Origin of the sequence: Bradyrhizobium sp. U531 (assembly GCF_051710265.1) — a bacterium.
In the GTDB taxonomy this organism is placed as follows: domain Bacteria; phylum Pseudomonadota; class Alphaproteobacteria; order Rhizobiales; family Xanthobacteraceae; genus Bradyrhizobium.
Genome location: NZ_JASVEN010000009.1, coordinates 132,259 through 158,540 on the forward strand (window position 1 = coordinate 132,259; position 26,282 = coordinate 158,540).

The 26,282-nt window shown below is 64.8% G+C and carries 29 protein-coding genes; 11 read left to right on the forward strand and 18 right to left on the reverse strand.

Going from position 1 to position 26,282, the window contains the following annotated elements; all coding sequences use genetic code 11:
• Positions 1-12: 12 nt before the first annotated feature.
• The 5 genes from fliG to QRQ56_RS31360 all read left to right on the forward strand — a co-directional run bounded on the left by fliG (position 13) and on the right by QRQ56_RS31360 (position 4,977).
• Positions 13-1,104 (forward strand): flagellar motor switch protein FliG, encoded by a 1,092-nt coding sequence (fliG, locus tag QRQ56_RS31340; RefSeq protein WP_438745192.1) that lies wholly within the window; start codon positions 13-15, stop codon positions 1,102-1,104.
• Positions 1,104-1,727 carry a FliH/SctL family protein gene (locus QRQ56_RS31345; RefSeq protein WP_438745193.1) on the forward strand — a complete coding sequence of 208 codons (624 nt, stop codon included), beginning with the start codon at positions 1,104-1,106 and terminating at the stop codon, positions 1,725-1,727. The genes fliG and QRQ56_RS31345 overlap by 1 nt, the downstream gene beginning before the upstream one ends.
• A 3-nt stretch (positions 1,728-1,730) precedes the next feature.
• Entirely contained in the window at positions 1,731-2,081 is a 351-nt protein-coding gene (fliN, locus tag QRQ56_RS31350) for a flagellar motor switch protein FliN (protein ID WP_438745194.1), read from the forward strand.
• Between the two features lie 49 nt (positions 2,082-2,130).
• Positions 2,131-3,516 (forward strand): sigma-54-dependent transcriptional regulator FlbD, encoded by a 1,386-nt coding sequence (gene flbD / locus QRQ56_RS31355; protein ID WP_438745195.1) that lies wholly within the window; start codon positions 2,131-2,133, stop codon positions 3,514-3,516.
• 312 nt (positions 3,517-3,828) lie between these two features.
• On the forward strand, positions 3,829-4,977 hold the full coding sequence (locus QRQ56_RS31360) for a M20 family metallopeptidase (protein WP_438745197.1): 1,149 nt from the start codon (positions 3,829-3,831) through the stop codon (positions 4,975-4,977).
• Positions 4,978-5,071: 94 nt separating this feature from the next.
• Here the strand turns inward: QRQ56_RS31360 and QRQ56_RS31365 are convergent, their stop codons facing one another.
• From QRQ56_RS31365 to QRQ56_RS31410, 10 genes are all read right to left on the reverse strand, one after another.
• Complete coding sequence (locus QRQ56_RS31365) at positions 5,072-5,230, reverse strand: hypothetical protein (protein ID WP_438745198.1); 159 nt, start codon at positions 5,228-5,230, stop codon at positions 5,072-5,074.
• A gap of 86 nt (positions 5,231-5,316) precedes the next feature.
• Positions 5,317-5,898 (reverse strand): flavin reductase family protein, encoded by a 582-nt coding sequence (locus QRQ56_RS31370; protein ID WP_438745199.1) that lies wholly within the window; start codon positions 5,896-5,898, stop codon positions 5,317-5,319.
• 32 nt (positions 5,899-5,930) lie between these two features.
• A complete protein-coding gene (locus QRQ56_RS31375; protein WP_438745200.1) occupies positions 5,931-6,767 on the reverse strand; it encodes an ATP-binding cassette domain-containing protein in 837 nt (278 codons plus the stop codon).
• Positions 6,768-6,774: 7 nt separating this feature from the next.
• Complete coding sequence (gene ssuC / locus QRQ56_RS31380; RefSeq protein WP_438745201.1) at positions 6,775-7,581, reverse strand: aliphatic sulfonate ABC transporter permease SsuC; 807 nt, start codon at positions 7,579-7,581, stop codon at positions 6,775-6,777.
• Complete coding sequence (ssuD, locus tag QRQ56_RS31385; protein WP_438745202.1) at positions 7,578-8,744, reverse strand: FMNH2-dependent alkanesulfonate monooxygenase; 1,167 nt, start codon at positions 8,742-8,744, stop codon at positions 7,578-7,580. Before ssuD ends, ssuC begins: the two co-directional genes overlap by 4 nt.
• A 20-nt stretch (positions 8,745-8,764) precedes the next feature.
• On the reverse strand, positions 8,765-9,718 hold the full coding sequence (locus tag QRQ56_RS31390; RefSeq protein ID WP_438745203.1) for a sulfonate ABC transporter substrate-binding protein: 954 nt from the start codon (positions 9,716-9,718) through the stop codon (positions 8,765-8,767).
• Between the two features lie 38 nt (positions 9,719-9,756).
• Complete coding sequence (locus QRQ56_RS31395) at positions 9,757-10,707, reverse strand: aliphatic sulfonate ABC transporter substrate-binding protein (RefSeq protein ID WP_438745204.1); 951 nt, start codon at positions 10,705-10,707, stop codon at positions 9,757-9,759.
• 396 nt (positions 10,708-11,103) lie between these two features.
• Positions 11,104-12,270: a cytochrome P450 gene (locus QRQ56_RS31400; RefSeq protein WP_438745205.1), complete on the reverse strand. Its 1,167-nt coding sequence runs from the start codon at positions 12,268-12,270 to the stop codon at positions 11,104-11,106.
• Positions 12,271-12,465: 195 nt separating this feature from the next.
• Positions 12,466-13,062 (reverse strand): hypothetical protein, encoded by a 597-nt coding sequence (locus QRQ56_RS31405; protein WP_438745206.1) that lies wholly within the window; start codon positions 13,060-13,062, stop codon positions 12,466-12,468.
• A 340-nt stretch (positions 13,063-13,402) separates the two neighbouring features.
• Positions 13,403-14,281, reverse strand: a complete 879-nt coding sequence (locus QRQ56_RS31410; protein WP_438745207.1) for a L,D-transpeptidase — start codon at positions 14,279-14,281, stop codon at positions 13,403-13,405.
• A 180-nt stretch (positions 14,282-14,461) separates the two neighbouring features.
• Here QRQ56_RS31410 and QRQ56_RS31415 point away from each other — a divergent pair, with 180 nt between their 5' ends.
• The 3 genes from QRQ56_RS31415 (at position 14,462) to QRQ56_RS31425 (ending at position 15,363) form a co-directional block, all read left to right on the forward strand.
• Complete coding sequence (locus QRQ56_RS31415; RefSeq protein WP_438745208.1) at positions 14,462-14,809, forward strand: response regulator; 348 nt, start codon at positions 14,462-14,464, stop codon at positions 14,807-14,809.
• A 120-nt stretch (positions 14,810-14,929) separates the two neighbouring features.
• Positions 14,930-15,097, forward strand: a complete 168-nt coding sequence (locus QRQ56_RS31420) for an RNA-binding protein (RefSeq protein WP_438745209.1) — start codon at positions 14,930-14,932, stop codon at positions 15,095-15,097.
• Between the two features lie 17 nt (positions 15,098-15,114).
• Complete coding sequence (locus QRQ56_RS31425; RefSeq protein ID WP_438745210.1) at positions 15,115-15,363, forward strand: hypothetical protein; 249 nt, start codon at positions 15,115-15,117, stop codon at positions 15,361-15,363.
• Between the two features lie 243 nt (positions 15,364-15,606).
• Here the strand turns inward: QRQ56_RS31425 and QRQ56_RS31430 are convergent, their stop codons facing one another.
• From QRQ56_RS31430 to QRQ56_RS31465, 8 genes are all read right to left on the reverse strand, one after another.
• The gene (locus QRQ56_RS31430) at positions 15,607-16,620 is read right to left on the reverse strand and encodes an alpha/beta fold hydrolase (RefSeq protein ID WP_438745211.1); all 1,014 of its coding nucleotides are present in this window, start codon (positions 16,618-16,620) and stop codon (positions 15,607-15,609) included.
• On the reverse strand, positions 16,617-16,910 hold the full coding sequence (locus QRQ56_RS31435; protein WP_438745212.1) for a hypothetical protein: 294 nt from the start codon (positions 16,908-16,910) through the stop codon (positions 16,617-16,619). Before QRQ56_RS31435 ends, QRQ56_RS31430 begins: the two co-directional genes overlap by 4 nt.
• Positions 16,894-17,988, reverse strand: a complete 1,095-nt coding sequence (locus tag QRQ56_RS31440) for a hypothetical protein (RefSeq protein ID WP_438745213.1) — start codon at positions 17,986-17,988, stop codon at positions 16,894-16,896. The genes QRQ56_RS31435 and QRQ56_RS31440 overlap by 17 nt, the downstream gene beginning before the upstream one ends.
• Positions 17,985-18,392, reverse strand: coding sequence for a DUF4383 domain-containing protein (locus tag QRQ56_RS31445; protein WP_438745214.1), 408 nt, complete (start codon positions 18,390-18,392; stop codon positions 17,985-17,987). The genes QRQ56_RS31440 and QRQ56_RS31445 overlap by 4 nt, the downstream gene beginning before the upstream one ends.
• A gap of 13 nt (positions 18,393-18,405) precedes the next feature.
• Entirely contained in the window at positions 18,406-19,848 is a 1,443-nt protein-coding gene (locus QRQ56_RS31450) for an FAD-binding oxidoreductase (RefSeq protein ID WP_438745215.1), read from the reverse strand.
• Positions 19,849-19,892: 44 nt separating this feature from the next.
• Positions 19,893-20,573: a hypothetical protein gene (locus QRQ56_RS31455; protein WP_438745216.1), complete on the reverse strand. Its 681-nt coding sequence runs from the start codon at positions 20,571-20,573 to the stop codon at positions 19,893-19,895.
• Between the two features lie 194 nt (positions 20,574-20,767).
• The gene (locus QRQ56_RS31460) at positions 20,768-21,553 is read right to left on the reverse strand and encodes a helix-turn-helix transcriptional regulator (protein ID WP_438745217.1); all 786 of its coding nucleotides are present in this window, start codon (positions 21,551-21,553) and stop codon (positions 20,768-20,770) included.
• Positions 21,554-21,779: 226 nt separating this feature from the next.
• Complete coding sequence (locus QRQ56_RS31465; RefSeq protein WP_438745218.1) at positions 21,780-22,979, reverse strand: LLM class flavin-dependent oxidoreductase; 1,200 nt, start codon at positions 22,977-22,979, stop codon at positions 21,780-21,782.
• Positions 22,980-23,242: 263 nt separating this feature from the next.
• Here QRQ56_RS31465 and napE point away from each other — a divergent pair, with 263 nt between their 5' ends.
• From napE to napA, 3 genes are read left to right on the forward strand one after another with little or no spacing between them, the layout of a single operon-like run.
• Positions 23,243-23,431: a periplasmic nitrate reductase, NapE protein gene (gene napE, locus QRQ56_RS31470; RefSeq protein ID WP_438745219.1), complete on the forward strand. Its 189-nt coding sequence runs from the start codon at positions 23,243-23,245 to the stop codon at positions 23,429-23,431.
• 19 nt (positions 23,432-23,450) lie between these two features.
• Positions 23,451-23,762: a chaperone NapD gene (locus tag QRQ56_RS31475; RefSeq protein WP_438745220.1), complete on the forward strand. Its 312-nt coding sequence runs from the start codon at positions 23,451-23,453 to the stop codon at positions 23,760-23,762.
• A 14-nt stretch (positions 23,763-23,776) separates the two neighbouring features.
• Positions 23,777-26,281 (forward strand): nitrate reductase catalytic subunit NapA, encoded by a 2,505-nt coding sequence (napA, locus tag QRQ56_RS31480; protein ID WP_438745221.1) that lies wholly within the window; start codon positions 23,777-23,779, stop codon positions 26,279-26,281.
• Position 26,282: the final 1 nt, after the last annotated feature.

Consider the following 26,282-nt stretch of genomic DNA (forward strand, 5'->3'; position numbering starts at 1 on the left):
AAGTGATCTGACATGGCCGCCAACCTGCAAAACGCCAACTCGAACGACATCACCAGCGTGATCTCCACGCTCGGTCAGCGCGCCGGCAGCCGCGCCGGCGGCGCGAGCACAGCCGTGGCGGGGCCGAAGCGTGCCGCGATCCTGATGCTGGCGCTCGGCGAGCAATATGGCGGCAAGATCTGGCAGTTGCTCGACGACGAAGAAGTCCGCCAGCTCTCGCTGGAGATGTCGACGCTCGGCACCGTCGAGGTCGACACGGTGGAGGACATGCTGCTCGAATTCGTCTCGCGCATGTCGGCCTCGGGCGCGCTGATGGGCAATTTCGACGCCACCGAGCGGCTGCTGCAGCAATATCTGGCGCCCGAGCGCGTCAACGGCATCATGGACGAAATCCGCGGCCCCGCCGGACGCAACATGTGGGAGAAGCTTTCCAACGTGCAGGAAGAGGTTCTCGCCAACTATCTCAAGAACGAATATCCGCAGACCATCGCGGTCGTGCTGTCGAAGCTGAAGTCGGAGCACGCCGCGCGCGTGCTCGGCATCTTCCCCGAGGAGCTCGCGCTCGACGTCGTCAACCGCATGCTGAAGATGGAGGCGGTGCAGAAGGAGGTGATCGAGAGCGTGGAGAAGACCCTGCGCACCGAGTTCATGTCCAATCTGTCGCAGACCCGCCGCCGTGACGCCCACGAGGTGATGGCGGAAATCTTCAACAATTTCGACCGCCAGACCGAAACCCGCTTCATCACCTCGCTGGAAGAGGAGAACCGGGAATCGGCCGAGCGCATCAAGGCGCTGATGTTCACCTTCGACGACCTCGTGAAGCTGGATTCCGGCTCGGCCCAGACGCTGATGCGCAACGTCGACAAGGACAAGCTCGGCGTCGCGCTCAAGAGCGCCAACGAGGACGTCCGCAACTTCTTCTTCGGCAACATGTCCTCGCGCGCGGCCAAGATGCTGCAGGACGACATGGCGGCGATGGGCCCGGTGCGCCTGCGCGACGTCGACGAGGCCCAGGCGCTGCTGGTCAACCTCGCCAAGGACCTCGCCGCCAAGGGCGAGATCATGCTGACCAAGAACCGCGCCGACGACGAGCTGGTGTATTGATGGGCGCTCCGGCCAAATTCCTGTTCGATACCGATTTCGCGACGCCCGAGCGGTCGCCGCGCGAGAAGGCTGCGACCGCGGCCGAGATCGCCCAGAAGGTCGCGGAAGCCGAGGCGCGCGCCTACCAGGAAGGCTTTGCCGCAGGCCAGCACGAGGCCAAGGCCGAAAGCGACCGCCGCGTCGCGCTCGCCATGGAGGAGATCAACATCGGCATCCGCGGCGTCGCGGGCGGCATCGGCAACATCGAGACCAGGATGGAGACCGAAGCGGTCGAGGTCGCGATCGCGGTGGCGCGCAAGCTGTGCGCCGACCTCGTCGCCGCCGAGCCGCTCGGCGAGATCATGGCGCTGGTCAAGGACTGCTTCTCGCACCTGGTCGCGACGCCGCATCTCGTGGTCCGCATCAACGACGCGCTCTACGACAGCGCGCGCGAGAAGATCGAGCGGCTCGCCAAGCAGAGCGGCTTCGAGGGCCGGCTGGTGATCCTGGCCGAGCCGGAGATCGCCACCGGCGACTGCCGGATCGAATGGGCCGATGGCGGCGTCGTGCTCGAGCGCGGCGCCATCGCGGCCAAGATCGACGAAATGGTCGGACGCTATATCGCGTCCCGCAGGGGGAGCTAAGCCATGAGCGACACCGACGGACAGGTCCCGCTGCCCGATCTCAACGGCCCGATGCCACCCACCGGCTCTGACGTCGGCTACAACGAGGACGAATATGCGGCGCGTGCCGCAGCCGACCTCGAAGCCGTGTTCGACGTGCCCGTGCAGGTCTCGGCCGTGCTCGGCCGTTCCAAGATGGACGTCAGCGAGCTCCTGAAGCTCGGACCCGGCACCGTGCTGGAGCTCGACCGCCGCGTCGGCGAGGCCATCGACATCTACGTCAACAACAAGCTGGTCGCGCGCGGCGAAGTCGTCCTGGTCGAGGACAAGCTCGGCGTGACCATGACCGAAATCATCAAGACTGAACGCGCTTAACAGCAGGGAATGACGCGCGAAGGCGCGACCAGACGGACAGGAGACTGACATGCGGCTTCTCATCGTTGGCACATTGAAGGGCCAGCTCACCACCGCCACCAAGATCGCGATGGACAACGGCGCCACCGTGACCCATGCCGAGGATCACGAGCAGGCGATGCGCGTGCTGCGCGGCGGCAAGGGCGCCGACCTCCTGCTGGTCGACGTCGCCCTCGACATCCGCGACCTCGTGATGCGGCTCGAGGCCGAGCACATCCACGCCCCGATCGTCGCCTGCGGCATCACCAACGACGCCCGCGCCGCGGTCGCCGCGATCCACGCCGGCGCCAAGGAATACATCCCGCTGCCGCCGGATCCGGAGTTGATCGCAGCGGTGCTGGCCGCCGTCGCCAATGATTCCCGCGAGCTGGTCTATCGCGACGAGGCAATGGCGAAAGTCATCAAGCTGGCGCAGCAGATCGCAGGCTCCGACGCCTCGGTGATGATCACCGGCGAGTCCGGCACCGGCAAGGAAGTGCTGGCGCGCTACGTCCACACCCGTTCGGCCCGTGCCAAGCGTCCCTTCATCTCGATCAACTGCGCGGCGATCCCCGAGCATCTCCTGGAGTCCGAGCTGTTCGGCCACGAGAAGGGCGCCTTCACGGGCGCGATCGCCCGCCGCATCGGCAAGTTCGAGGAAGCCACCGGCGGCACGCTGCTGCTGGACGAAATCTCGGAAATGGACGTCCGCCTGCAATCCAAATTGCTCCGCGCCATCCAGGAGCGCGTGATCGACCGCGTCGGCGGCACCAAGCCTGTCCCCGTGGACATTCGCATCATCGCGACCTCGAACCGCAATCTGGTGGAAGCCGTGCGCGAAGGCACGTTCCGCGAGGATCTGCTGTTCCGCCTCAACGTCGTCAATTTGAAGATTCCGCCGCTGCGCGAGCGTCCCCTCGACATCCTCGAGCTCGCCCAGCATTTCGTGAAGAAATACGCCGAAGCCAATGGCGTGCCGCTGCGCCCGATCTCGGCGGAAGCGCGCCGCGTGCTCTCGGCCAATCGCTGGCAGGGCAACGTCCGCGAGCTCGAGAACACCATGCATCGCTCGGTGCTGATGGCGCAGGGCGACGAGATCGGCCCCGACGCGATCCTCACCCCGGACGGCGACCGCCTCGACCTCGCCAAGACCGCGCCGGCGGTGGCGCACGCCACCATGGCCGCCGAGCAGGTGACGCGCGCTCTGGTCGGCCGCACCGTTGCCGATGTCGAGCGCGACCTGATCCTGGAGACGCTGAAGCACTGCCTCGGCAACCGGACCCATGCCGCCAACATCCTCGGCATCTCGATCCGCACGCTGCGCAACAAGCTCAACGAATATTCCGACGGCGGAATTCCGATTACGCCGGCGGGCACGCCGGGTGAGTATCCGCGGATGCCGATGGTGGGGGCGTAAGTCGCGCCCACGCAGGTTGAGACGACGAATGCCCGGGCCGGTCCCGGGCATTTTTGTTTTTGATGGTGAAGCCAATGCCGCCGCTACACCCTCGCCGTCGTCCCTGCGAACGCAGGGACCCATAACCCCAGGAGTAGTTTGGCGAAGACGCGTCGCTTGGTACTCCTACCGCCCAACACCGATAGATTCCGCGGTATGGGTCCCTGCGTTCGCAGGGACGACGGCGGTGGGCATGGCGGCACCGCATTCCGCGACTAGGTCGCCCGCACACAAGGCCTTATAACCCCACGCGACAATCACGCGAGGGACCACATGTCTGAAACTCAAATCACGGACTGGCTGGCGTCGCAGAAGCAGGCAATGATCGATCTGCTCCGCGACGTCGTGAACATCGATTCCGGCTCCTACGACAAGGAGGGCGTCGATGCGGTCGGTGCGCGGTTCGAGCGGCATTTTGCCGAGCATGGCATTCCCTCCCGCCGCGAGGCCAATGCCACCTTCGGCGACGCGATCCATGCCGAGGTGGCAAAGCCCGGCAGCAACGAGAAACCGGTGTTGCTGATGGGACATCGCGACACCGTGTTCGGCAAGGGCGAGGCCGGGCGGCGCCCGTTCACCATCAAGGACGGGCGCGCCTACGGTCCCGGCGTCTCCGACATGAAATCCGGCCTCGTCATGAACGTGTTCGTGGCGACCGCCTTTCACAAGTTCGGCGGCGCGCCGCACCCGATCAAGGTGCTGATCACCTCCGACGAGGAGATCGGCTCGCCCTCCTGCCGCCCGGTGATCGAGCGCGAGGGACGCGCCGCGCGCGCCGTGTTCAACTCCGAGCCGGGCCGCCCTACCGGCAATGTCGTGACGGGACGCAAGGGCGGCATCTTCATGCACATGACCATCACCGGCAAGGCCGCGCATTCCGGCGCCAACTTTGCCGCGGGCGTCAGCGCAATCGGCGAGCTCGCGCACAAGATCGTGCATATCCACGCGCTGACCGATCTCGACAAAGGCATCACGCTCAATGTCGGCCTGGTCTCGGGCGGTCAGTCCGTCAACACCACGGCGCCGCACGCCGAGGGTCAGATCGATTTGCGCTATGTCGATCCGGCGGATCGCGCGCGGGTCATGAGCGCGATCGAGACGATCGTCGCGACCTCCTACGTGCCGGGCACCGCCGCGACGCTGACGATCAAGGGCGAGTTCGTGCCGGTGGTGCAGAGCGCGGATTCCAAGGCGCTGTTCGAGAAGTACCAGGCGGGCGCACGGGAGGTCGGCCTCACCACGCTGCAGGGCGAGTTCTCCGGCGGCTGCGCCGATTCCGGCTTCACCGCCGCCGTGGGCACGCCGACCATTTGCGGCCTCGGCCCGGTCGGCGGCCTCGCGCACACGCCGGAGGAATATCTCGAGGTCGACAGCATCGTGCCGCGCGCGCAGGCGCTGGCGCTGGCGATTTTAAGGGGCTGACGTCGAGCGTCATTCCGGGGCGATGCGAAGCATCGAACCCGGAATCTCGAGATTCCGGGTTCGCGCTTACGCGCGCCCCGGAATGACGAAGAGGTCACGAATAACTCGGCGCATCCGGCTTGCGGAAGATGTGGATGGGATCGCCGGGGATGATCACGGGCTGGCCTGAGAACATCGCATAGGCATAGAGCGCCAGATAGGCAATCGCGAGCGCGCCGACGGCGTAGAAGGCGATAGTCGCGATGCGCTTCATTGGTCCGCTCCGTTGCCGTCCCCGCGGGACGGCTTCAGGGCGCTTCTAGAGCGATGAGGTGGAAAAGGCCAGCCTCGGCTCGACCATCAAACGCCGCGGTGGCTGCGCGCGGGAACGCTGACGTCGGCGAGCCGCGCCGCATCCTCGTCCTGGTCGACCGCCACATACTGGCCGTGCCAATAGGCCAGCGCCGCGTTGCGGGTCGAATTCCTGACCGACCTGACACGGCCGATGACGATGCCATGCGAGTGGCGCTCGATGATCTCCTCGACCTCGCAATCGACGGCGGACAAGGCGCCGACCAGCAGCGGAACGCCGGAGACCGCCGTCACCCACTGGCTGCCCGGAAAACGATCGGCGCCCTTCAGCCCGCCCTTGCCGGCAAAGCGCTCGGCGACGTCGAGTTGGTCGGCCGCGAGCATGTTCACGCCGAAGGCGCCGTGGCGCTTGATCAGGGGAAAGGACGAGGCATCGCGGTTGATGCTGACGATCAGCGTCGGCGGATCGACCGACAGCGAGGCGACCGACGTCACCGTCATGCCGGTGATGTCCTTGCCCCGCCCGGCGGTGATGATGCTGACGCCACCGGTGAGATGGCGCATGGCGCCGCGAAAATCGGCGGACGAGACGGCGGTTTCGGTCATGAGATCGCGGGGCACTACATTCATGGCATGGTCCCCGAAGCGGGGTTCCCTTGTATCTAGGTACGATCTTCCGCCGACAAAAGGTGGCTCAAAATTGAGGCTTCGAGGCTTGCCAATTCGGCAGAGCCGCGTTCGCGGGGCCGGCCGGCGTTAACCACGACGTCGTGGGCGATGCGGCCCTCCTCGATCACCAGCACCCGATCCGCCAGCGCCGCCGCCTCGGCGACGTCGTGGGTGACGAGGATCGCCGTAAAACCCTGGTCGCGCCAGACCCGCTCCAGCAGGCGCTGCATCGAGATGCGGGTCAACGCATCCAGCGCGCCGAGCGGCTCGTCGAAGGCGAGCACGCGCGGACGCGAGACCAGCGCCCGGGCGAGCGCGACGCGCTGCTTCTGGCCGCCCGAGAGCACCGATGGCCATTGGTCGCGCTTGTCGGTGAGGCCGACCTCGGTCAGCGCCTTCGCGGCGCGCGTATCCGCATCGACGGAGGCCCGATCGCGGCCGAGGCCGACTTCGACGTTCGAGAGCACGCGGGCCCAGGGCAGCAGCCGCGGCTCCTGGAACATGACGCGGATATCCTCGGGCTGGGTGTCCTGGCCGAAGCTGATGCTGCCGGCGTCGATCTTCTCCAGGCCGGCGATCAGGCGCAGCAGCGTGCTCTTGCCGCAACCGCTCTTGCCGACGATGGCCACGAACTGGCCGGCGGGGATGTGCAGGTCGATGCCGCGCAGCACCTCGTTGTTGCCGAAGGATTTGCGCAAGCCCCGAATGTTCAGCGGCGGGCCGCTGGTTCGGACAGGACGTTCCTCGCGCACCACGCGGGCGTGGGGCGCGAAATTGGCGCGGCTGGCGAGTTCGGTTTCGGGAAGGGAGGTACGAAGCGCTGTCTGCATGTGACTCTCAACGTTTCTGGAAGGCGGGGTGCCAGGAGAGCGTCGCCCGCTCCAGCACGCGGGAGGCGCTGTCGGCGAGCTTGCCGAGCAGGGCGTAGATCAGGATCGAGAGCACGACGACGTCGATCAGCATGAACTCGCGCGCCTGCATCGCCATGTAGCCGAGGCCGGAGGACGCCGCGATGGTTTCGGCGACGATCAGCGTCAGCCACATGATGCCGAGCGCAAAGCGGATGCCGACGAAGATCGAGGGCAGCGCGCCTGGGAAGATCACGCGGCGGAACAATTCGCCGTCGGTCATGCCGTAGATGCGGCCCATCTCGATCAGCTGCGGATCGACGGTGCGGATGCCGTGCAGCGTGTTGAGGTAGATCGGGAAGAACACCCCGAGCGCGACCAGGAACAGCTTTGCGCTCTCGTCGATGCCGAACCACAGGATGACCAGCGGGATCAGCGCCAGATGCGGCACGTTGCGCACCATCTGCAGCGTGGTGTCGGTGAGCTTGGCCGAGAGCTGCGACAGGCCGTTGGCAAGCCCGAAGGCGAAGCCGATGCTGCCGCCGATCAAAAAACCGATCGAGGCGCGCCAGAACGACACCCAGATGTTGCGGACGAGCTCGCCGGAGAGCAGCAGCTTCCAGCCCGAGAGCACGACGTCGCTCGGGGCCGGCAGCACCCGCGTCGGCACGAAGCCGGTGACGCTGGCGACCTGCCAGATCGCGATGATGGCGAGCGGCACGATCCACTGGACCAGACCGTCGAGGCGCGGCAGGCGGACGCTGCGCGGGAGTGAGATGCTGTCGATCAGGCTCATGATTGCGACACCCGGTGCTGCGGACGAAAATCGCTGCCGACCGTCTCGCCGAACGGACCACCGTTGAAGTGAAGCCTGGTCACGTTGCTCGGCTGCTCCAGCGAGAGCAGCGGGAACACCAGCTCGGCGAAGCGATAGGCTTCCTCCAGATGCGGGTAGCCCGACATGATGAAAGTATCGATGCCGATGTCCTGATACTCCTTGATCCGGGCCGCCACCGTCCGGGCGTCGCCGACCAGCGCCGTGCCGGCGCCGCCGCGGACGAGGCCCACTCCGGCCCACAGGTTCGGGGCGATCTCGAGCTTGTCGCGCTTGCCACCATGGAGCTGCGCCATGCGCTGCTGGCCGACGGAGTCCATCCGCGAAAAGTTCCTCTGCGCCTTGGCGATGGTGTCGTCGTCGACATGCCTGATCAGCTCGTCGGCCGCGCGCCAAGCCTCCTCGTTGGTCTCGCGAACGATGACATGGAGCCGGATGCCGAAAGAGAGCTTGCGGCCGCGCGCGCTCGCGACCTCCCTCACCTTCGCGATCTTCTCGGCGACCAGCGCCGGCGGCTCGCCCCAGGTGAGATATTTATCGACGGTGTCGACCGCGACGTCGATGCCGGCATCGGAGGAGCCGCCGAAATAGAGCGGCGGACGCGGCGACTGCACCGGCGGAAACAGCAGCTTGCCGTCCTCGATGTGGATGTGCTTGCCCTCGACATTCACGGTCTTGCCGGCAAGCAGGTCGCTATAGACGTTGAGGAACTCGCGGGTGACCTCGTAGCGTTCGTCATGGCCGAGGAAGATGCCGTCGCCCTTGTTCTCGACGGGATCGCCGCCGGTGACGACGTTGACCAGCAGGCGCCCGTTGGTGACGCGGTCGAGCGTCGCAGTCATGCGCGCGGCGACGCTCGGCGATTGCAGGCCGGGGCGCACCGCCACGAGATAGCGCAGCCGCTCGGTGAAGGGCGCAACGCTCGAGGCCACGATCCAGGAATCTTCGCAGGACCGCCCGGTCGGCAGCAGCACACCGAAATAGCCGAGCTGGTCGGCGGCCTGCGCGATCTGGCGCAGATAGTTGAAGTTGACCTCGCGGCCGCCGATGCCGGTGCCGAGATAGCGGCCGTCACCGTGGGTCGGCAGGAACCAGAGGATGTTGGCGTTGGGTTGCTTGCTCATGACTGTACTCTCGATCCTGATCAGCTGCCGGATTTCCGAGCGACGTCGGAGATCCTGATGGATTTGGGAATGAGGCCCAGCGCGAAGAACGCATCGGCCACCTGTTGCTGGTCGGCGATCACAGCATCCGTGATCGGCTTGATGCCGTAGGACTGCCGCCTCAGAGCGACCTCGACCACCGGAACGGACAGGCCGATCGCCGGCGCCAGTTGCTCGGCGACCGCGTGGATGTCGCCCTTGGCCCAGCCGTCGACCGAGCTCAGCTCGGCGAGCACGGCGTCGACGATCTCAGGATTGGCGTCCAGGAATTTCTTCGAAGAGAAATAGAACTGGTAGTTGGCGACGATGCCGGTGCCGTCGGCGAGCGTGCGCGCGCCGGTGGCGGCTTCCGCTGCGGCCTGGAACGGATCCCAGATCACCCAGGCATCGACGGCGCCGCGCTCGAAGGCGGCGCGCGCATCGGCGGGCGCCAGGAACACCGGCTCGATCTCGGAATATTTAACGCCCGCCTTCTCCAGCGCCTTCACGAGCAGGTAGTGGACGTTGGAGCCCTTGTTGAGTGCGACCTTCTTGCCCTTGAGATCGGCGATCGATTTCAGCGGGCTGTCCTTCGGCACCAGGATTGCCTCGCCCTTCGGCGCCGGCGGCTCGTAGGCGACGTACTGGATCGGCGCGCCCGCGGCCTGCGCGAAGATCGGCGGGGCTTCGCCGGTGTTGCCGAAATCGATCGCACCGACATTGAGCGCTTCGAGCAGCGGCGGGCCGGAGGGGAATTCGGTCCACACCACCTTGTAGCCGTTGGCGGCGAGCTTCGGCTCCAGCGTGCCCTTGCTCTTGAGCAGCACCAGCTTGCCGTATTTCTGGTAGCCGATGCGGACCACCTTGTCTTGGCCATACGATGTGCCGACAGCGGCGGCGACGATACCGATCGACAGCGTGATGGCTGCGATCAGACGCTGGACGATACGTCTCATGTTCAAACCCTTGTGCGTGGGGAGAGTGGTCGGCACAGTCAGGCCGCCGGGTTGCGCCAGACGATGTCGCGGATCTGAATCGGCTTCGGGATCAGGCCGAGCTTGTGGAAGCGATCGGCGACGCCCTGCTGGGTCGCGACGATCTCGTCGGTGACGGGGCCGACCACGAAGTTGGCGCGGTTGGCGGCGACGGTCTGGATGTCCAGCGGAACGCCGGTAATGGCGGCCAGTGATCTGGCGACCTCGTCGCGATGCTGCTCGGCCCATTTGCCCGCCGCGGTCGTCACATCGACGATCTGTTGCAGGACGGCGCCGTGGTTCTTCGCGAAGTCGCGATTGGCGATGTAGAAGGAATTGGTCTTGGTGACCTCGCGCGCATTGATCAGGATGCGGCCATTCTGCTTGGCCTCGCCGATCGCAAAGTAGGGATCCCAGATCGCCCAGGCTTCGATGCTGCCATTGGCGAAGGCCGGCCCAGCGTCCGGCGGCGTCAGATTGACCGGCGTAATGTCGGCATAGGTGAGGCCGGCCTTCTCCAGCGTCTGCACCACGATGTTGTGGGCGCTGGAGCCCTTGGTGAAGCCGACGCGCTTGCCCTTGAGGCCGGCGATGTCGCGGATCGGCGAGTTCTTCGGCACCAGGATGCCCTGCCCGTTGGTGATGGGCTGGCCGGCGGCATAGACGATCGCGGCGCCCGCGGCCTGAGCGAACACCGGCGGGGAATCGCCGACGGCGCCGAAATCGACGCTGCCGACGTTCATCGCCTCCATCATCGGCGGACCCGAGGAGAACTCGATCCATTTCACATCGATGCCTTGCGGCGTGAAATGTTTTTCCAGAGCGGCCTGCTGGCGCGCGATCACCAGCACGCCGGTCTTCTGGTAGCCGATACGAATCTCCTTCACCGCGCCTTGCGCGATAACAGGCGAGGCGAACGCAGTGGCGACTGCGGTTCCGGCAGACAGTTTCAGGAAGTCACGACGCTGCATCAAGAACTCCCGGCCTCGCGGCCGCATTTTCATTGCGTTGCGAGAATGATGGTGCGGGTGATGAAAGCTGTCGAGACGTTTAGGAAAATAGCGATGCGCGCACTGCGCGTGCGGCGGCGCGCATGATTAATCTTTCAAGCGCGCGCGATCAGGCAGACGGAATTTTTTCGCACGCGAATGTGAGCGATGCACGGATCCGGCGCGACACAGCAAAGACGCTGAAACTCAAAAGTCGAAAACAACCCCATGCACAGTAGCCGGCAATAGCGGGATCAATGACTTAGCTGGAGGCGATCTGCGCGGCATGCGACTCGCGCGGCAGGCAAAACCTTTGCTGCGTCGGGCAAAACAGGTGCATGATGAAATGATCGGCACGGCGCGCGCACGTCTGCGGGCCTAATGCCCCCATCTCACCGGCAGATTCTGCAAGCCGCGAAAAGCCCAGCCGCCGATCCGCACCTGCTCGTCGTCGGCGAGCTCCAACGTCTTCGCCCGCGCGAACACGGTCGGCAGCGCGACGTCGGCGATCATGGCGCGGGAGGCGAAGGCGCCGGCGCAGAAATGCGGGCCTGCGCCGAACGCGACGCTCTTGGTCACGTCACGCCGTACATCGAATTCGTCGGCTCGGTCAAAATGCTTCTCGTCGCGATTGGCGGAGCCGAACATCAGGAACACGCGTTCGTCGGCTTCGAAGGCGACGTCGCGAATGCTCCAGGGCTTTGCGATGCGGCGCGGCGACATGCCGATCGGCGAGATCCAGCGGGCGTATTCCTCGAAGGCCTGCAGCCACGTCACTTCGCCGCGAAGGACCAGGTCGAGCTGGTCGGGATGAGTGAGGAGCGCCCACACCGTGCCGGCGATGGCCTTGCGTGGCTCGTTCTGCCCGCCCGAGATCGCGAGCTTGACGTTGGCGCGCACGCTCTCCATCGCCATGCCCGAGGCGAGCAGCACGCCCAGAATGCTCTGGTCGGGATTCTTGCGCATCACCGGCAGGATGTCGTCGATCGCCGCATCGATGCCCGATGTCGCGGCGTGACAGCGCGCCTCGACCGCGGGGTCGCCGGCGTAATTGGCGATGCCCTCGATCATGCCCTGCGACCACGCATCCATGTCCTCATAGCCGATATTGGTGAGACCGGTGATCGACTTCAGGCATTCACCGGAGAACGGCAGCGCGAAGTCGCGCATGAAGTCGATCCGCCCTGGCGAGATGCGATCGATGAGGCGGTCGGCATGCGCTTGGAACTGCGCCGTCCAATGCGCCTTCACCGTCCTCGGCGACACCGTGGGGAACATCGCGCGGCGCTCGACTTGATGCGCCTCGCCGTCCTTGCGCATCATGTTGTGGCCCATCAGCCGGTTCATGAGGCCTGCGGGCTGGTGCGAGGAGAACACGTCGATCTGCTTCTCGGAGATCGAGATGTCGTCGCGGCAGGTCAGCAGCGTCGAGCCGAGCTGCGGCACGAAGGCAATCGGCGCCTCCTTCCGCATCGTCGCGAGCATCGGATAGGGATCGGCCCAGAACGCGGCGGGGTCGATGTCGATGCGCGGCGCGGTGCTCAAGACGGCCTCCCCTGATGTCGTATGCTTCAGGGCAGACTAGCGAACTCCGCGGCCGGCGTCTGTCCCTAGCGATAGGGACAATTCGTTTGCGGGAATGGTGGACGCCTGCCGTCGAGGGCAAGCGTGCCGGAGAGAAGGTCTAACGCGGCAACAATCCTTGCCGCGTTAGAAATCATCGATTGCGACCACTGGAGATTACTGGGTCGGCGGCAGCACGGCCTGCGAGGTCTGCTGCGGCAGGTTGGTGTAGGTCGCACTCTCCTTGGTGCAGATATCCCTGAACACCACGACGCCGGCCTGGGGATATTCCTTCACGAGGCAGTTGCAATTGTTGTTGACGACCGGAGCGGGGGCCGCCGCGACGACCGGCGCCGGTGTGCTCGCGACCACGGTCGCGGGCCGCTGAACGACGACCGTCTCCTTCACGATCGGCGCGGTCGGGACATACACCGGCCGGTTGACGACGACCGGAACCGGGACCGGCCTGACCACGACCTGCGGCGGCACGTAGACCGGGGGCGGCGCGGGCCGCGGATAGACGACGACCTGCGGGGGCATCGGCCGCGGACCGGGAACCAGGACGGCCGGGCGCTGGCCGCCGTTGCCGCCGTAGCCGCTGTTGCCGCCGTTGCCGCCGAAATGGGGACCGATCTGAGGCCGGCCCTGGGGCGCGTTGCCGTACTGTCCTTCCGAACCCCAGCCGGCCTGCGCGGAATTGCTCGTGATACCTGCCGCCACGCTCGCCAACACCATCGCGGCCGCCATCTTCGTGATCATCGCCGTCTTCGTCATGGTCCACCTGTTTGTTTGATTTGCAGCAGATCGTCGCCGTGGGATGAGTGATAGCCCGGCATGGCGCGCCCATCCGTGACGTCGCGCACACAGCCTCCTCCGATGGAATGACGCCAGGCGGACATGCCGCGGCGGCGCCTTGGCGGGCGTTCGCTCGTGCGGTGGGCGGGTGAGAGAGGCTTTTCGCGGCCCCCGTTAAGGGCGTCGGATCCCGCGCTGGACCAGCCCGAATCATCGCGGGCGCTGTCACGAGTGGTGCGGAAGGAATGGCCGCTGCGGCCGACTTTGCGGACAGGTCAGCCGATTCAGCAGATCGATTTCTGCTGGACGGAGGACTGAGCTACCGGGCTTCGGCGACCTTCGGTCCGGATGGCGGCATCTGCGCATTGGCCGCCAGGGGCCGCTTCGATGGCGATGCCGTGTCGGGGAATCGGAAAGCCGCATCGGCCGGCGCGACGGATGGACGACGCACGGTTGCCGGAAGCACGATCACTTTCGCTCCGACTTTCACGCGGTCATAGAGGTCCGTGACGTCGTCATTGGTGAGCCGGATGCAGCCGGACGAAACCCGCTTGCCGATCGTATCGGGCTTGTTGGTGCCGTGAATGCGATATTCGGTCTCGCCGAGATACATCGCGCGGGCTCCGAGCGGATTTCCGGGACCGCCCGCCATGAAGCGCGGCAGATAAGGCTGACGCGAGACCATCTCCACGGGCGGATGCCAGTCGGGCCATTCCGCTTTGCGGGCCACGGTCTGCTCGCCCGACCATGTGAAACCTTCGCGGCCGACACCGATGCCGTAGCGCATCGCCTGCCTGTCGTTCAGGACGAGATAGAGGAATGTGTTTCCGGTATCGATGATGACGGTGCCCGGCGTCTGCCGGCTGGCGTAGTCGACCACCTGCCGCACCAATGCTCCGGGACTCTCGGCGTCGGCTTTTGGCGGCTCGGCCAGCGGCGCCGGGGCCGGCGCTGGAACCGGAACTGCAGCCGGGGCCGGAACTGCCGCTGCTGCATGAACCGGAGGCGCCACGTAGACCGGACTTGACGATGCCTTGGCTTCCTGCGCAGAGGGCTTCCGGACCTGCTGCACGCTCGCCGGGGGAGACAGCACGGCATAGCCCACGACGGCGACGGCCGCGACGCCGATCGCAACGCGCGCGGCCATCGGGAGCGCGAGCGTATCCGCCTTCTTGCCGCGTTTGGCCCGCTTAGCCATGTCTTTCTCCAGGCGTCACTGTCCGAAAGAGGTACCGAGCAAAATTTAAGAAACATCGAAGCGATTCCGCGCAGGCTGGAACTGTCAGTGATGGTTAACGCTTTTGATCCTGATGCTTCACAATGTGCGCGACAGCGAGGCAAGCCCGGAGCAACAGGGCGGGCCGACCGGGAGAACGATTTGCAAATTCTGGTCGTTGAAGACGAAGACCTGATCCGCGACGTGGTCGTGGACATATTGGAGGGTCACGGACACGACGTTCTTCAAGCCGAGAGCGGAGAGCATGCGCTGCAGCTCTGCGCCGAGGTCACTCCGGACCTCATTTTCACGGACGTCAAGCTGCCGGGGGAGCTTTCCGGATGGGACGTCGCAATTCGGTGCAGGGAGAATCATCCCGCCATTCCCGTCATCTACGCCACCGGACACACGCAATCGGATCCGCGCCCGGTTTCGGGGAGCATCATGCTTCACAAGCCCTACCGGCTCGAGCGTCTCCTGGAATCCATCCGCACCCTGACGCGTCAGTGACGCGGCAAGAAAACATGGCGCCGCGGGTCGCACCGGTAAGGTTGACCGGTGAGGTTAACGCGAGCCGGCGTTTGTGCAGCGACGCCGCCCTCGATAGCGTTGCGTGCAGGCAGGGACGAGATGCTCGAGCGGACCGATCAGCACACGCTTCTAAAGGCCAAGCGCCGCGAGACCAACGACACCGCCGTCGGGCTCGCCTTCCTCAGCACTGTCGGCATTGCCATGATCGCGTGGATCGCGGCCATCGTCTGGGTCAGCTGGCGCCTGATCGAGTGGATTTTCTTCTAGCGAGTACGCGTTTCATCATGAGCGAGTTTGCGGGGCTTTCCGATCATTTCATCACGCGAATGCACGAGTTCATTCGCAACGAGGTGCAAGCCGACGCGTTGGCCGGCACGCGGCTGATCGGCTTGCCCGCGAAGCAGCGTGCCGATCGCCTGTTCCGGGAGATCGAGCGGCGCGGCCTGTTCTGCAAGCCGATCGAATGGCCGGCGCATCTGGTCGATCCCTCGAGCGACGTCGCCGATTGGCCGCTTCGAACGACCGCAAGCTGATTGCACGCGGCTGACGCCCGGCGACGGGACCGGGAGCCGCAACCTGCCATTCACGAGCTGTAAAGCATCGGGCAGAACAACCCCGCACGAGCGTTCACATGTGAACATCGCGCGACGTGCCGGGCAGCCTAGCCTGACCCGGCCTCGGCTGGATTCGCCTCCGTGCCAAAGCGTCGGCGGCCTCAGCTTATTACCCTTCCCAGGCTGAGGCCGCCGGCTTTCCAGGAGCATGCGCTCCCGCGCTCAATGTCCTCGCCGCACATCGTCACGTGACGTGACTTTATCCGCCGACGTCACCTCGCGGATCGCCGCGAGCAGAACGGCATTGAACGCGTCCGGATCCTCGATCTGTGGAATGTGGCCGACGTTCTGCATGACGTGAAGCGAAGCGGATGGAATCAGCGAGCGCAGGTCGTTTGCCTGGGCGAGCGGCGTGACGTCGTCGCGATTGCCCCAGATCATCGAAACCGGAAGCTTGATCCGGGAAACCTCGTCACGCGATGCACTGAGGGCGGCTCGGTCGGAGCCCGCGAAATAAAGCAGCCAGTCGGCAATGTGGGACGTCGTGCCTTCGACTCGCATCGGGGCTTTCAGAATGTCGAGAACCTGATCGGTGGCGGCGTCCTGCCGGTAGATCAGCTTGGACAGCAGAAAGCGCGTCGCCAACGGATTGGTCGCGGTCGCCGAAACCAGCAGTTGACGCACCGTGCCGTAATTTAGAATGGCCGGTGCGTCCGCCGGCGTCTGCGTCAGCCCGAGCGCAGCATCGACGAGCACCAGCCCGATCACGCGATCAGGATGCCGCATGACATATTCGAGCGCCGCACCGGCACCAAAGGAATGCCCCACCACAATTGCGCGTCCGGTGCCGAGCGCCGTCATCATGCCGTCGATGCGGGCCGCCTGCTCGGGGCGGCTGTATCCGCCCTGCCTCTCGGAGTAACCGAAGGGCGGAAGGTCCGGAGCGATCGGCCGGTAGCCTTCGTTCTTCAACGCGGCTGTCGTGCGCCACCAAAGCTTGCTCCAGGCGGCTGTCCCGTGAAACAGAATGACGGGAACGCCGTCCTTCGGACCCGGGTCCATGACGAACATGCGCCCGTGGCCACTCGCGACGAATTTGCCGTCGGTTGGGGCCGCGGCAGCGGCGCTTTCGTTTTCCCGCAGATACGCCGCCAATCGCAACGCAGCGAGGCTCGCTATCACGCAGGCGACGAGAAGGACGACAACAAGCGCAACGCGGCGGGTCCAGCGCATCATCGGCGGCCGCATCCGGCAGTGAGCACCGGCCACACCAACCAGGCTCCGTGTTCGTAGAGCGATTTGACCGTGTCCGTGCTGCCGGTTCGCATCGCCAGGAAGCCGCGGCCGGATGCGAGCAGATCGCCATCGGCCCCTGCAAGCCGGGCCGGATCGCCGAACGCGACAACGACGGTCGGCGTGACCACGACGGCGGCAGCAGCCATGCCGGCGAACCAAACCGCGAGGACGGCAGCAACACCTCCGACCAGGGGGAGCAGACGACGGCGCGCCTTAATAATCATAGGCATGTTCGAACCTGGCTCCGCGCGCCTCGACGGCCGCAGGAAGCGCAGCCAATGCGGAAACCTGCGTATCATAGCCCACCCTGCGCCATCCGGGCATCGACTGCACGCTGGTTTCGAAAATCTGCCTGGCTCCGCCCGGAGGCGGCATATCTCCCGGAGGAAGGAGCACCGTCGTCAATATCCGCGTGTTGCCGGCGATCTCCGCAAACGACAGGCCCTTTGCGCCGACCTCCCGGATCACGCTGCTGAATTCACGATAACGGGGTGTAATCATCAGCACGCCCTGACGGCCGTCGGCCGCCCGCACCTCGCGCAATGGCCTGATCCGGTTGTCGGCGGGCAGCGCCTGTGCCGACGGAACCAGCACGATACTCGATATCTCGAGGTCGGCCGGAGACAGGCCGGCGAGCGCTTCGATGCCCTTCGCATAGATCGACTTGACGCCATACTGCAGCGACAACGAAAAGCGGCGCTCGATCGCGCGCAGCGACGGCTCGAAGGGCACGTCGTGCCACAGCGACGACAGCTTGTCGGCGAACGGAAAACGGTACCACGGCGTCTGTTCGAGGAATTTCGCGTACTCGTCCAGCAGCGCCAGATTGAACTCATCCTCCTTGGTGCGAGCCGAACCGCGCAATGCGACGGTCAACGCACCGACCGTGCGCTCGTAGATTCCTTGCACCGCCATCTCGGCGGTGAAGCTCGATCCGATGATATAGTCGGTGATCATCTGATCCTGCGTCGGCGGCCGCTGCAATGATGTCGAGCGCCGCGCGCCGCAAAGGCTGGACCAGAACCCGCCAATGCTGCCGAAATAGTCGAAGGACGATTCCGACGATGCTCGCGTCACGCCGGCGAGATCGGAATAGGCGTAGACGATGTACCATTCCGGATAGGTCAGGAAGCTGTCACCTTCCGCCCGCGGATATTTGGGGTCGTCGATACCAAATACCGCGGCACCTGTCGCCGAGCCTTCCGGCTTGCAGCCGTACTGGATATTGAGGATCTCCCAGGTGCACGTCACGGCGAACACGAGCAGGCAGAGGCCGAAGATGGCCGCGATCCGTCGAAGCCACTTCATGCCGGACGTCTCTGCGCGGTGAAGCCGGTCGCGATCCCGAAGGCGCCGAGCGCGAGGTGCGGCACGCTGGATGCGATCTTCACGTAAGTCGACGTCGAGCGGATGCCGTCGATGAAGATGCTGAGATCGAGATATCCGGATCCCGTGAACACGCCCATGACGCCATCGAGGAAATAGAGCGTCCCGAACACCCTCAGGAAGAAGATCGCCGCCGATCGCGAGATCAGGGCCGCGGCGATGGCCCACGCCGCGGAGGCCAGGTGCAATGCATCCTTGTAGATGTCGAGCTGGAACAGCCCGAACACCCGCCCTTCCGAGTCGATGAAGGCCGGAATGTAGTCGGTCGCGGCCGCGAACAGCAGCGCTACACCGAGCAGACAGGCGGCCAGACGAGATCGATCCATGATCCTGGTATCCTCAAGCGAAATAGGCGTCCCACATCATATTGCGGAACAGGAGCGACGGATCGAGCCTGCGCTTGGCTGCGATGAATTCCTCCGTCCGCGGATAGATCGATCGCACCTGGTCGCGCCGGGCATGCAGACGATAAGGAAGATAGAATGCACCGCCCAGGTCCTTGATGCCTTCGATCAAGGCTTCCGTCATCGTCATCATGTCGACTTCGCCTTCGGGGCTGATCTCCTGCGAGAACGACATCACGGCCGCGATGCGCTTCTGCGGCGCATAGGCCAGCACCGCGACAGGATCGGCATCGACGTAGCGCAGCGTGACATTGAGAAATTCCGCCTTGGCCTTCGGGATGACGGCCCGGCAGAGATCGACAAAGCCTGCGAAGCGATCCGGTGGCACGAAATATTCGTGCAGGATGTCGGTGCGCGTCTGGTCTCCGGACGCCAGATTGACGACCGGCTCCACCATCAGCGTATTACGGGTGGCGGCACCCGCGATCGACGGACTGACGGACGCTTCCATGAACCAGCGGAAATTCTTGGCCCATTCATGCCCGGTCTGCGCCCGGTAGACGTTGCGGGCAAATCCGCTCAACGCGGAATGATCGACTACGGCCGGTAGCGGGGACGGTTGTGTCGCTGCGGGACGGTAGGTGATCAACAGCGCTTCGTCGAACAGACTCTCGCGCGCAACCGAAAGCCGTCCATATGCCATACGAACCGCCGGATCGGTCTCGACCACCTTGATGAAGGCGTCGGCGAAACGCGACGGAGCCAAACGGACATAGGACGGCTCGAGCGACAAATTCGGCACCATATCGAGCTCGGCTTCGACGATCGCGCCGAACAGACCGTAGCCGCCCATCGCGAGCGCAAACAGCTCGGCATTTTCCGTGCGCGAGCATTTCACGAGCTGGCCGTCGGCCATCACGATCTGCACCGAGCGGACCGTAGCGCCGAACGGACCGAAGCGTGTCGGCCAACCATGAGAATTGACCGAGAATGTCGACCCGACGCCGAAATCGCTGTTGGACTGCATCACGGCCGGTGAGAACCCTTGCGCGTCGAGGGCACGGATGACCTCGAACCAGCGCATGCCGGCACTGACGCGATACGTCATCTGCTTCTTGTCGAGCTCGATGTGCCCGCCGGTCAGGGTGACGGCAACGCCGTCTTTCGGGATCGACTGGCCGCCCATGGAGTGACGCGCCGTGCCGATGGCAAAGGGACGTCCCTCGGCGGCGGCGGCGGCGATCTCCTTTCGGATGCGTCCAACGATGTCGTCATTGGGCGCTGCCTTGAACGCGATATGCCGTGCAACCGCCGTGGGGTTCAGGCGGCTGGCATCGTTGATGATAGCCCGGGGCGTGAAATCAGCACGGGCCGGCACCGCGCCGGACACCGCCAGGGCGAGTCCTCCCTTGAGGACGTTGCGTCGCGAAATGGCCAATCAGAATCCCCCGGACATGGTTCAGCAATCATACGATAAATCGGTTACACGCGGCCTGCATATCGACCTCGTTCGACCGTCGCGGCGCGAGGTGCCAGACGCATCAGAATGAAATGCGTCGGGACGAAAGCAAGCAGCGGAAGACCGATCATGAGACCGGCAAGCCAGACCACCGGCGGCACGAAAGCCTGGGGAGCGGTATCGCTCGGCCCGAAGATGATGTTGACCGGCGTCATACCGGGATTGGGCGTCGGCGATGGCATGAAGAAATAGCAGACGAGCAGGAGCACCCACGCCAGCGCGCTCCACCTGAACAACGCACGCGGGTCGTAGCCGAGCCGCCAGATCAGGAAGACAAGCAGCAGCGGCAACCACCCGTGGAAGCCGGACAGAAAGCGCAGGAAGAACGAGTGCTCCGAGACGAACATGTAGTCGGTCATGCCGACCAGCGAGTAGCCGCTGAAACGGGCGACGAAGTCCAGCACCCAAAAGGCTTGCGGCAGCAGGAGACCCACACCGCACATCGAGATCAGCAACGCACTTTCCGTCCAAATGCCGATCAGGGTCAGGATCAGGCTGACATCGCAGAAATAGAGAAAATTGGTCGGGCCGTACCAATAGACATAGACCGGCACCAGGACAGCCATGAAGGCGCTGAACGCGATCTTGACCCACAGCGGAACGCCTGGGCGCGACTGTTCCGCAGCGATGGCGGCAAGGGACATTGCGGCAAGCCTCTTCAAATCACCGGAGCCGCATCGCTAAATCGTGTTCGGTAAACAGAGGCTGCATATCACAACTCGAAATTGAACTGCGCGCGGGACTTCGCAAAGATTTGGTTAATGCCGATCTTGTGCGGCCGCGATTCGTCAGGCCTGTCCGGAGGCTGGCAAAGCAATCGCGAGCTCCGAGCCTCTCCTCAATTCAGGCCATGAGGCCCCGCAAGCAGACGCAGCACGATCCCGAACAATTCATTCTGCGCGGAGATGCCGAGCCGCTGATAGGCGCGCTTGCGATAGGTCAGCGTCGAATGCAGGCTGATGCCGAGCTCCTGCGAGATCGCCTCGGAGCTGAGGCCGAGCAAGATGCGGCGGCAGACCTCCTGCTCGCGCGGGGTCAGCGCCGAAAGCGGCGCGCGCGTTGCGAACAATGCGGCGAGGTTCTGGTCGGGCGGCGTTGCCGCCTGCTGGAAGTGACGGGCGACACTGGCGCCGATCGCGGGCCCGATCGCCTGCAGCCGATGACGCTCGGCATCGCCGAAGCGGCCCTGGGACGTGATGCGGTAGAAATTGACGTAGAAGCAGGTGTCGCCGGTCCAGATCGCGGTGGCGCATTTGTCGACGATGTCGGAATCCTTGAAGAATATCTTGCGGTAGCGCGCGCCATACATGCGCGGCGCAAACGACGGCAGCATGATCGGCGCTTCGCTCTCGGCCTCGAACAGCGCATCGCGATTGGGATCGGATTCGTGGAACTGGCCGGCATAGGCGGCGCCGAGATCGCTGCCGGTCGGGATGTTGCCGGCATCGAGCAGGCACCTTGCGGCGCCCGTGCGCGTCAGCGCGAACACCATGCAATGGCCGACGCCGGCCTGACGGCGCAGCGTGTCGATCAGGACGTTCGGGAAGTCGGGACGGCCGATGGCGAGCACCGCCGGCGTGATGTCGCCTGCTGCCGGATGTGGGGCCATCGCATGGGGCCGCATGGGATTCCTCCGCCTGAGTTCTTGAGGCGGAGAATAGCAGCGGCGGCGAGTTGCTGAAAGCGGCGAGGACGGTTTGTGCCGTCTCTGGGTCCCGGCTCTGCGAAGCAGCACTCCGTGCTGCATCGCGTCCGGGACACGGGCTTCACGATCGGTCTCGTGCCCCGGACGCAGCGCAGCGTGAAACGGTGCGCTGCTGAGCCGGGGCCTATGCTGGATTCGAGCCCCCCTACCCCGCCGCCTTCGCCGGAACGTTGATCGCGAGCTTGCCATAGCGGTCCGTAAACGCCTGCGTGTCGATCTCCTCCAGCTTGATCTCGCCGCTCATGACGCCCTGCTTCCATTCGGCCTGCGCCGGATCGTTCTGGAATTCGGGCATCACCTCGCGGCCGAACAGCTCGAGCGACTCGCAGATATGCTCGTGGCTGTTCTTGCCTGCTTGATTCAGCAGGATGACCTGGTCGATATGCGAGGACTGGAAGCGCCTCAGCTTCTTGCGGATCGTCTCCGGCGAGCCGATCAGGCCGCCGCGCAAGGCGGCCTCCTGCGCCTCGGGATTGTCGCGCTTCCACTTGTTGTACTCGTCCCACATGTTGACGGTGTAGGGTGCCGGGCGCTGGCGGTTCTGCGAAGCGCCGTAGAAGCGCAGCGCAAACTGGAAGAAGGTGGCGCCATCGGCGCGCGCACGCGCTTCCTCGTCCGTCTTGGCGCACATGAAGAACGACACCAGCGCCATGTTCGGGTTGATCTGATAGTCGGCGAGCTTGGAGAGCCGCTTGGTCATCGCGTTGTAATAGGCGTGCACCCAGGCATGCGCGGCATCGGCGCTCACGAACTGGAAGCCGAGCGCGCCAAAGCCGTGGCGGCCGGCCCGCTCGATGGTCGGCAGCTGCGAGCAGGCCATCCACAGCGGCGGATGCGGCTTCTGCACCGGCTTCGGCACCACGTTGCGCAAGGGGATGTCGAAATACTTGCCGTGATGCTCGCTGCCGGCATCCCTGAACATCGGGAAGATCGCGGCAACGGCCTCCTCGAACACCTCCTTCTTGGTCTCCATGTCGCGGCCGAACGGCGTCAGCTCGGTGATGGAGGCGCTCTCGCCCATGCCGAACTCGCAGCGGCCGTTGGAGAGCAGATCGAGCACCGCGACACGCTCGGCGACGCGCGCCGGATGATTGGTGGTGAGCTGGAGGATGCCGTGGCCGAGGCGGATGTTTTTGGTGCGCTGGCTGGCGGCGGCGAGGAAGGATTCCGGCGAGGGCGAGTGCGAATATTCCTCGAGGAAGTGATGTTCGACGACCCAGGCGTGGTCGTAACCGAGCTTGTCGGCGAGCTCCATCTGCGTCAGCGCGTTCTGGTAGAGGGCGAGCTCGTCGCCCGCCACCCAGGGCCGCGGCAGCTGCAGCTCATAGAAGATGCCGAACTTCATGACGCCTCTCCCAAATCCCTGAAATTGTTTTTATTCCTTTCATCTTAACGGCCGACGCCGCACTGTCCATCGCACTGCAATTTCCGCGACGCGAGACAAGCCAGATTTACTCAGCGCGAACTTGAGTTTACGATGCGAATCGCTGCGACAAAATGTTTCGCCATGCGCCTTGATTCATATCAAGCGCCCCGTGATAGGCCTGGTTCACGTAAGCGGCCCGCAAGGTAGCGTTTCGATTCCAACGAGATTCAGTGAGACCGAATATGTCGGCCCCTGGCGACGATACGACTGAACATATGCGCCGACGGCGCATGGAGATCTTCGCATTCCTGTTCCTGACGGCGGTCGTGATGCCCGCCCTCGCGATCGGGACCGTCGGCAGCTACGGGCTTGCCGTGTGGATCTACCAGATGTTCGCGGGCCCGCCCGGTCCGCCTCCCACCCCGCATTGATATCTGGAAAGGCAGGCATATGGCCCAAGCCAAACTCGACCGCCGCGCATTGATCACCGGACGGGTGCTCAGTGCCGACCGCATCGTGCCTCCCCCGGGAGGCGAGATCGCCAGCATCCTTGTGCAGGCGCGCCCAGAACATCTTGGAGACCTCGAAGCCGAGATCACCGCGCTTGAAGGCTGCGAGATCTACGGCCGCGATGCGCGCGGCAAGCTCGTCGTCGTGGTCGACGCGCCCGACGCCGGCTCGCTCGGCTCGACGCTCAACGCCATCCAATGCCTGCCGCATGTCTATTCGGCGGCCCTCGTATTTCACGCCATCGAGACCTAGGCGGGAGAATCAAGATGACTTCACCGAAGATCGACCGCCGCCAGATGTTGAAGCTGGAAGCCGCCGCGATCGCGGCGGCGGCCGCCGGCATGCCGGCTCCCGCGCTCGCCGCCAATCTCGCCGCCGAGCGCGAGGCGAGCGAGCTGAAATGGGACAAGGCTGCCTGCCGCTTCTGCGGCACCGGCTGCTCCGTCATGGTCGCCACCAAGGACAACCGCGTCGTCGCCACCCACGGCGACATCAAGGCCGAGGTCAATCGCGGCCTCAACTGCGTCAAGGGCTATTTCCTCTCCAAGATCATGTACGGCCATGACCGGCTGACGCAGCCGATGCTGCGCAAGACGAACGGCAAGTACGACAAGAACGGCGAGTTCACCCCGGTGTCCTGGACCGAAGCCTTCGACATCATGGAGGTGAAGTGGAAGGAGGCGATCAAGAAGCGCGGGCCGAACGGCGTCGCCATGTTCGGCTCCGGCCAGTGGACGATCTGGGAAGGCTATGCGGCGGTGAAGCTGTTCAAGGCCGGCTTCCGCACCAACAACATCGATCCCAATGCGCGGCACTGCATGGCCTCGGCCGTCGCCGGCATGATGCGCACCTTCGGCATCGACGAGCCGGCCGGCTGCTATGACGACATCGAGGCAGCCGATGCCTTCGTGCTGTGGGGCTCCAACATGGCGGAGATGCACCCCATCCTGTGGACGCGCCTCGCCGACCGCCGGCTGTCGGCGCCGCATGTCCGCGTCGCCGTGCTCTCGACCTTCGAGCATCGTTCGTTCGACCTTGCCGACATCGGCATGGTGTTCACGCCGCAGACCGACCTCTATATCCTCAACGCCATCGCCAACCACATCATCAAGACCGGCCGGGTCAACAAGGACTTCGTCGCCGCGCATACCGTGTTCAAGCGCGGCCAGACCGACATCGGCTACGGCCTGCGGCCCGAGCATCCCTTGCAGAAGAAGGCGACGGGCGCCGCCAAGGCCAACGACTCCACCGACATGAGCTATGACGAATTCGTCAAGTTCGTCTCGGAGTACACGCTGGAGAAGGCCGCGCAGATGTCCGGCGTGCCGCTCAATCGCCTGGAGGCGCTGGCCGAACTCTACGCCGATCCGAAGACGAAAGTGGTCTCGTTCTGGACCATGGGCTTCAACCAGCACACCCGCGGCGTCTGGTGCAACAACCTCGTCTACAACATCCATCTGCTCACCGGAAAGATCTCCTCGCCCGGCAACAGCCCGTTCTCGCTGACCGGCCAGCCCTCGGCCTGCGGCACCGCGCGCGAGGTCGGCACCTTCTCGCACCGCCTGCCCGCCGACATGGTCGTGACGAACAAGGCGCATCGCGATCACGCCGAGCACATCTGGCAGCTGCCGGAAGGCACCATTCCCGACAAGAACGGCGCCCACGCCGTGCTGCAGAGCCGGATGCTGAAGGACGGCCTGATCAACGCCTATTGGGTGCAGGTCAACAACAACCTCCAGGCCGGCGCCAACGTCAACGAGGAGACCTATCCCGGCTTCCGCAACCCCGACAATTTCATCGTGGTCTCGGATGCCTATCCAACCGTGACGGCGCTCGCGGCCGACCTCATTCTGCCGACCGCGATGTGGGTGGAGAAGGAAGGCGCCTACGGCAATGCCGAGCGGCGCACGCAGTTCTGGCACCAGCTCGTCACCGCACCGGGCGAAGCCAGATCCGATCTCTGGCAGCTGATGGAGTTCTCCAAGCGCTTCAAGATCGAGGAGGTCTGGCCCGAGGAGCTGCTCGCCAAGAAGCCGGAGGTTCGCGGCAAGACGCTGTTCGACGTGCTCTACAAGAACGGCCAGGTCGACAAGTTTCCGACCGCGGAGATCGAGGAAGGCTATTCCAACGAGGAATCAAAGGCGTTCGGCTTCTACGTGCAGAAGGGCCTGTTCGAGGAATATGCCCAATTCGGGCGCGGCCACGGCCACGACCTCGCGCCGTTCGAGACCTATCACCGGGAGCGCGGCCTGCGCTGGCCGGTCGTCAACGGCCAGGAGACCAAGTGGCGCTTCCGCGAGGGCAGCGACCCCTATGTGAAGCAGGGCGCCGACGTACAGTTCTACGGCTTCCCTGACGGCAAGGCGCGCATCTTCGCGCTGCCGTTCGAGCCGGCGGCGGAATCGCCCGACAAGGACTATCCGTACTGGCTCTCGACCGGCCGCGTGCTGGAGCACTGGCACTCCGGCACCATGACGCGCCGCGTGCCTGAGCTCTACAAGGCTTTCCCCGAAGCCGTATGCTTCATGCATCCGGACGACGCGGCGGAAGCCAAGCTCCGTCGCGGGGACGAGGTGAAGGTGGTCTCCCGTCGCGGCTTCATCCGGGCCCGGGTCGAGACGCGCGGCCGCGACCGGCCGCCGAAGGGCCTCGTCTTCGTGCCGTGGTTCGACGAGTCCAAGCTGATCAACAAGGTGACGCTGGATGCGACCGATCCGATTTCGCTGCAGACCGACTTCAAGAAGTGCGCCGTGCGCATCGAGCGGGTGTGAG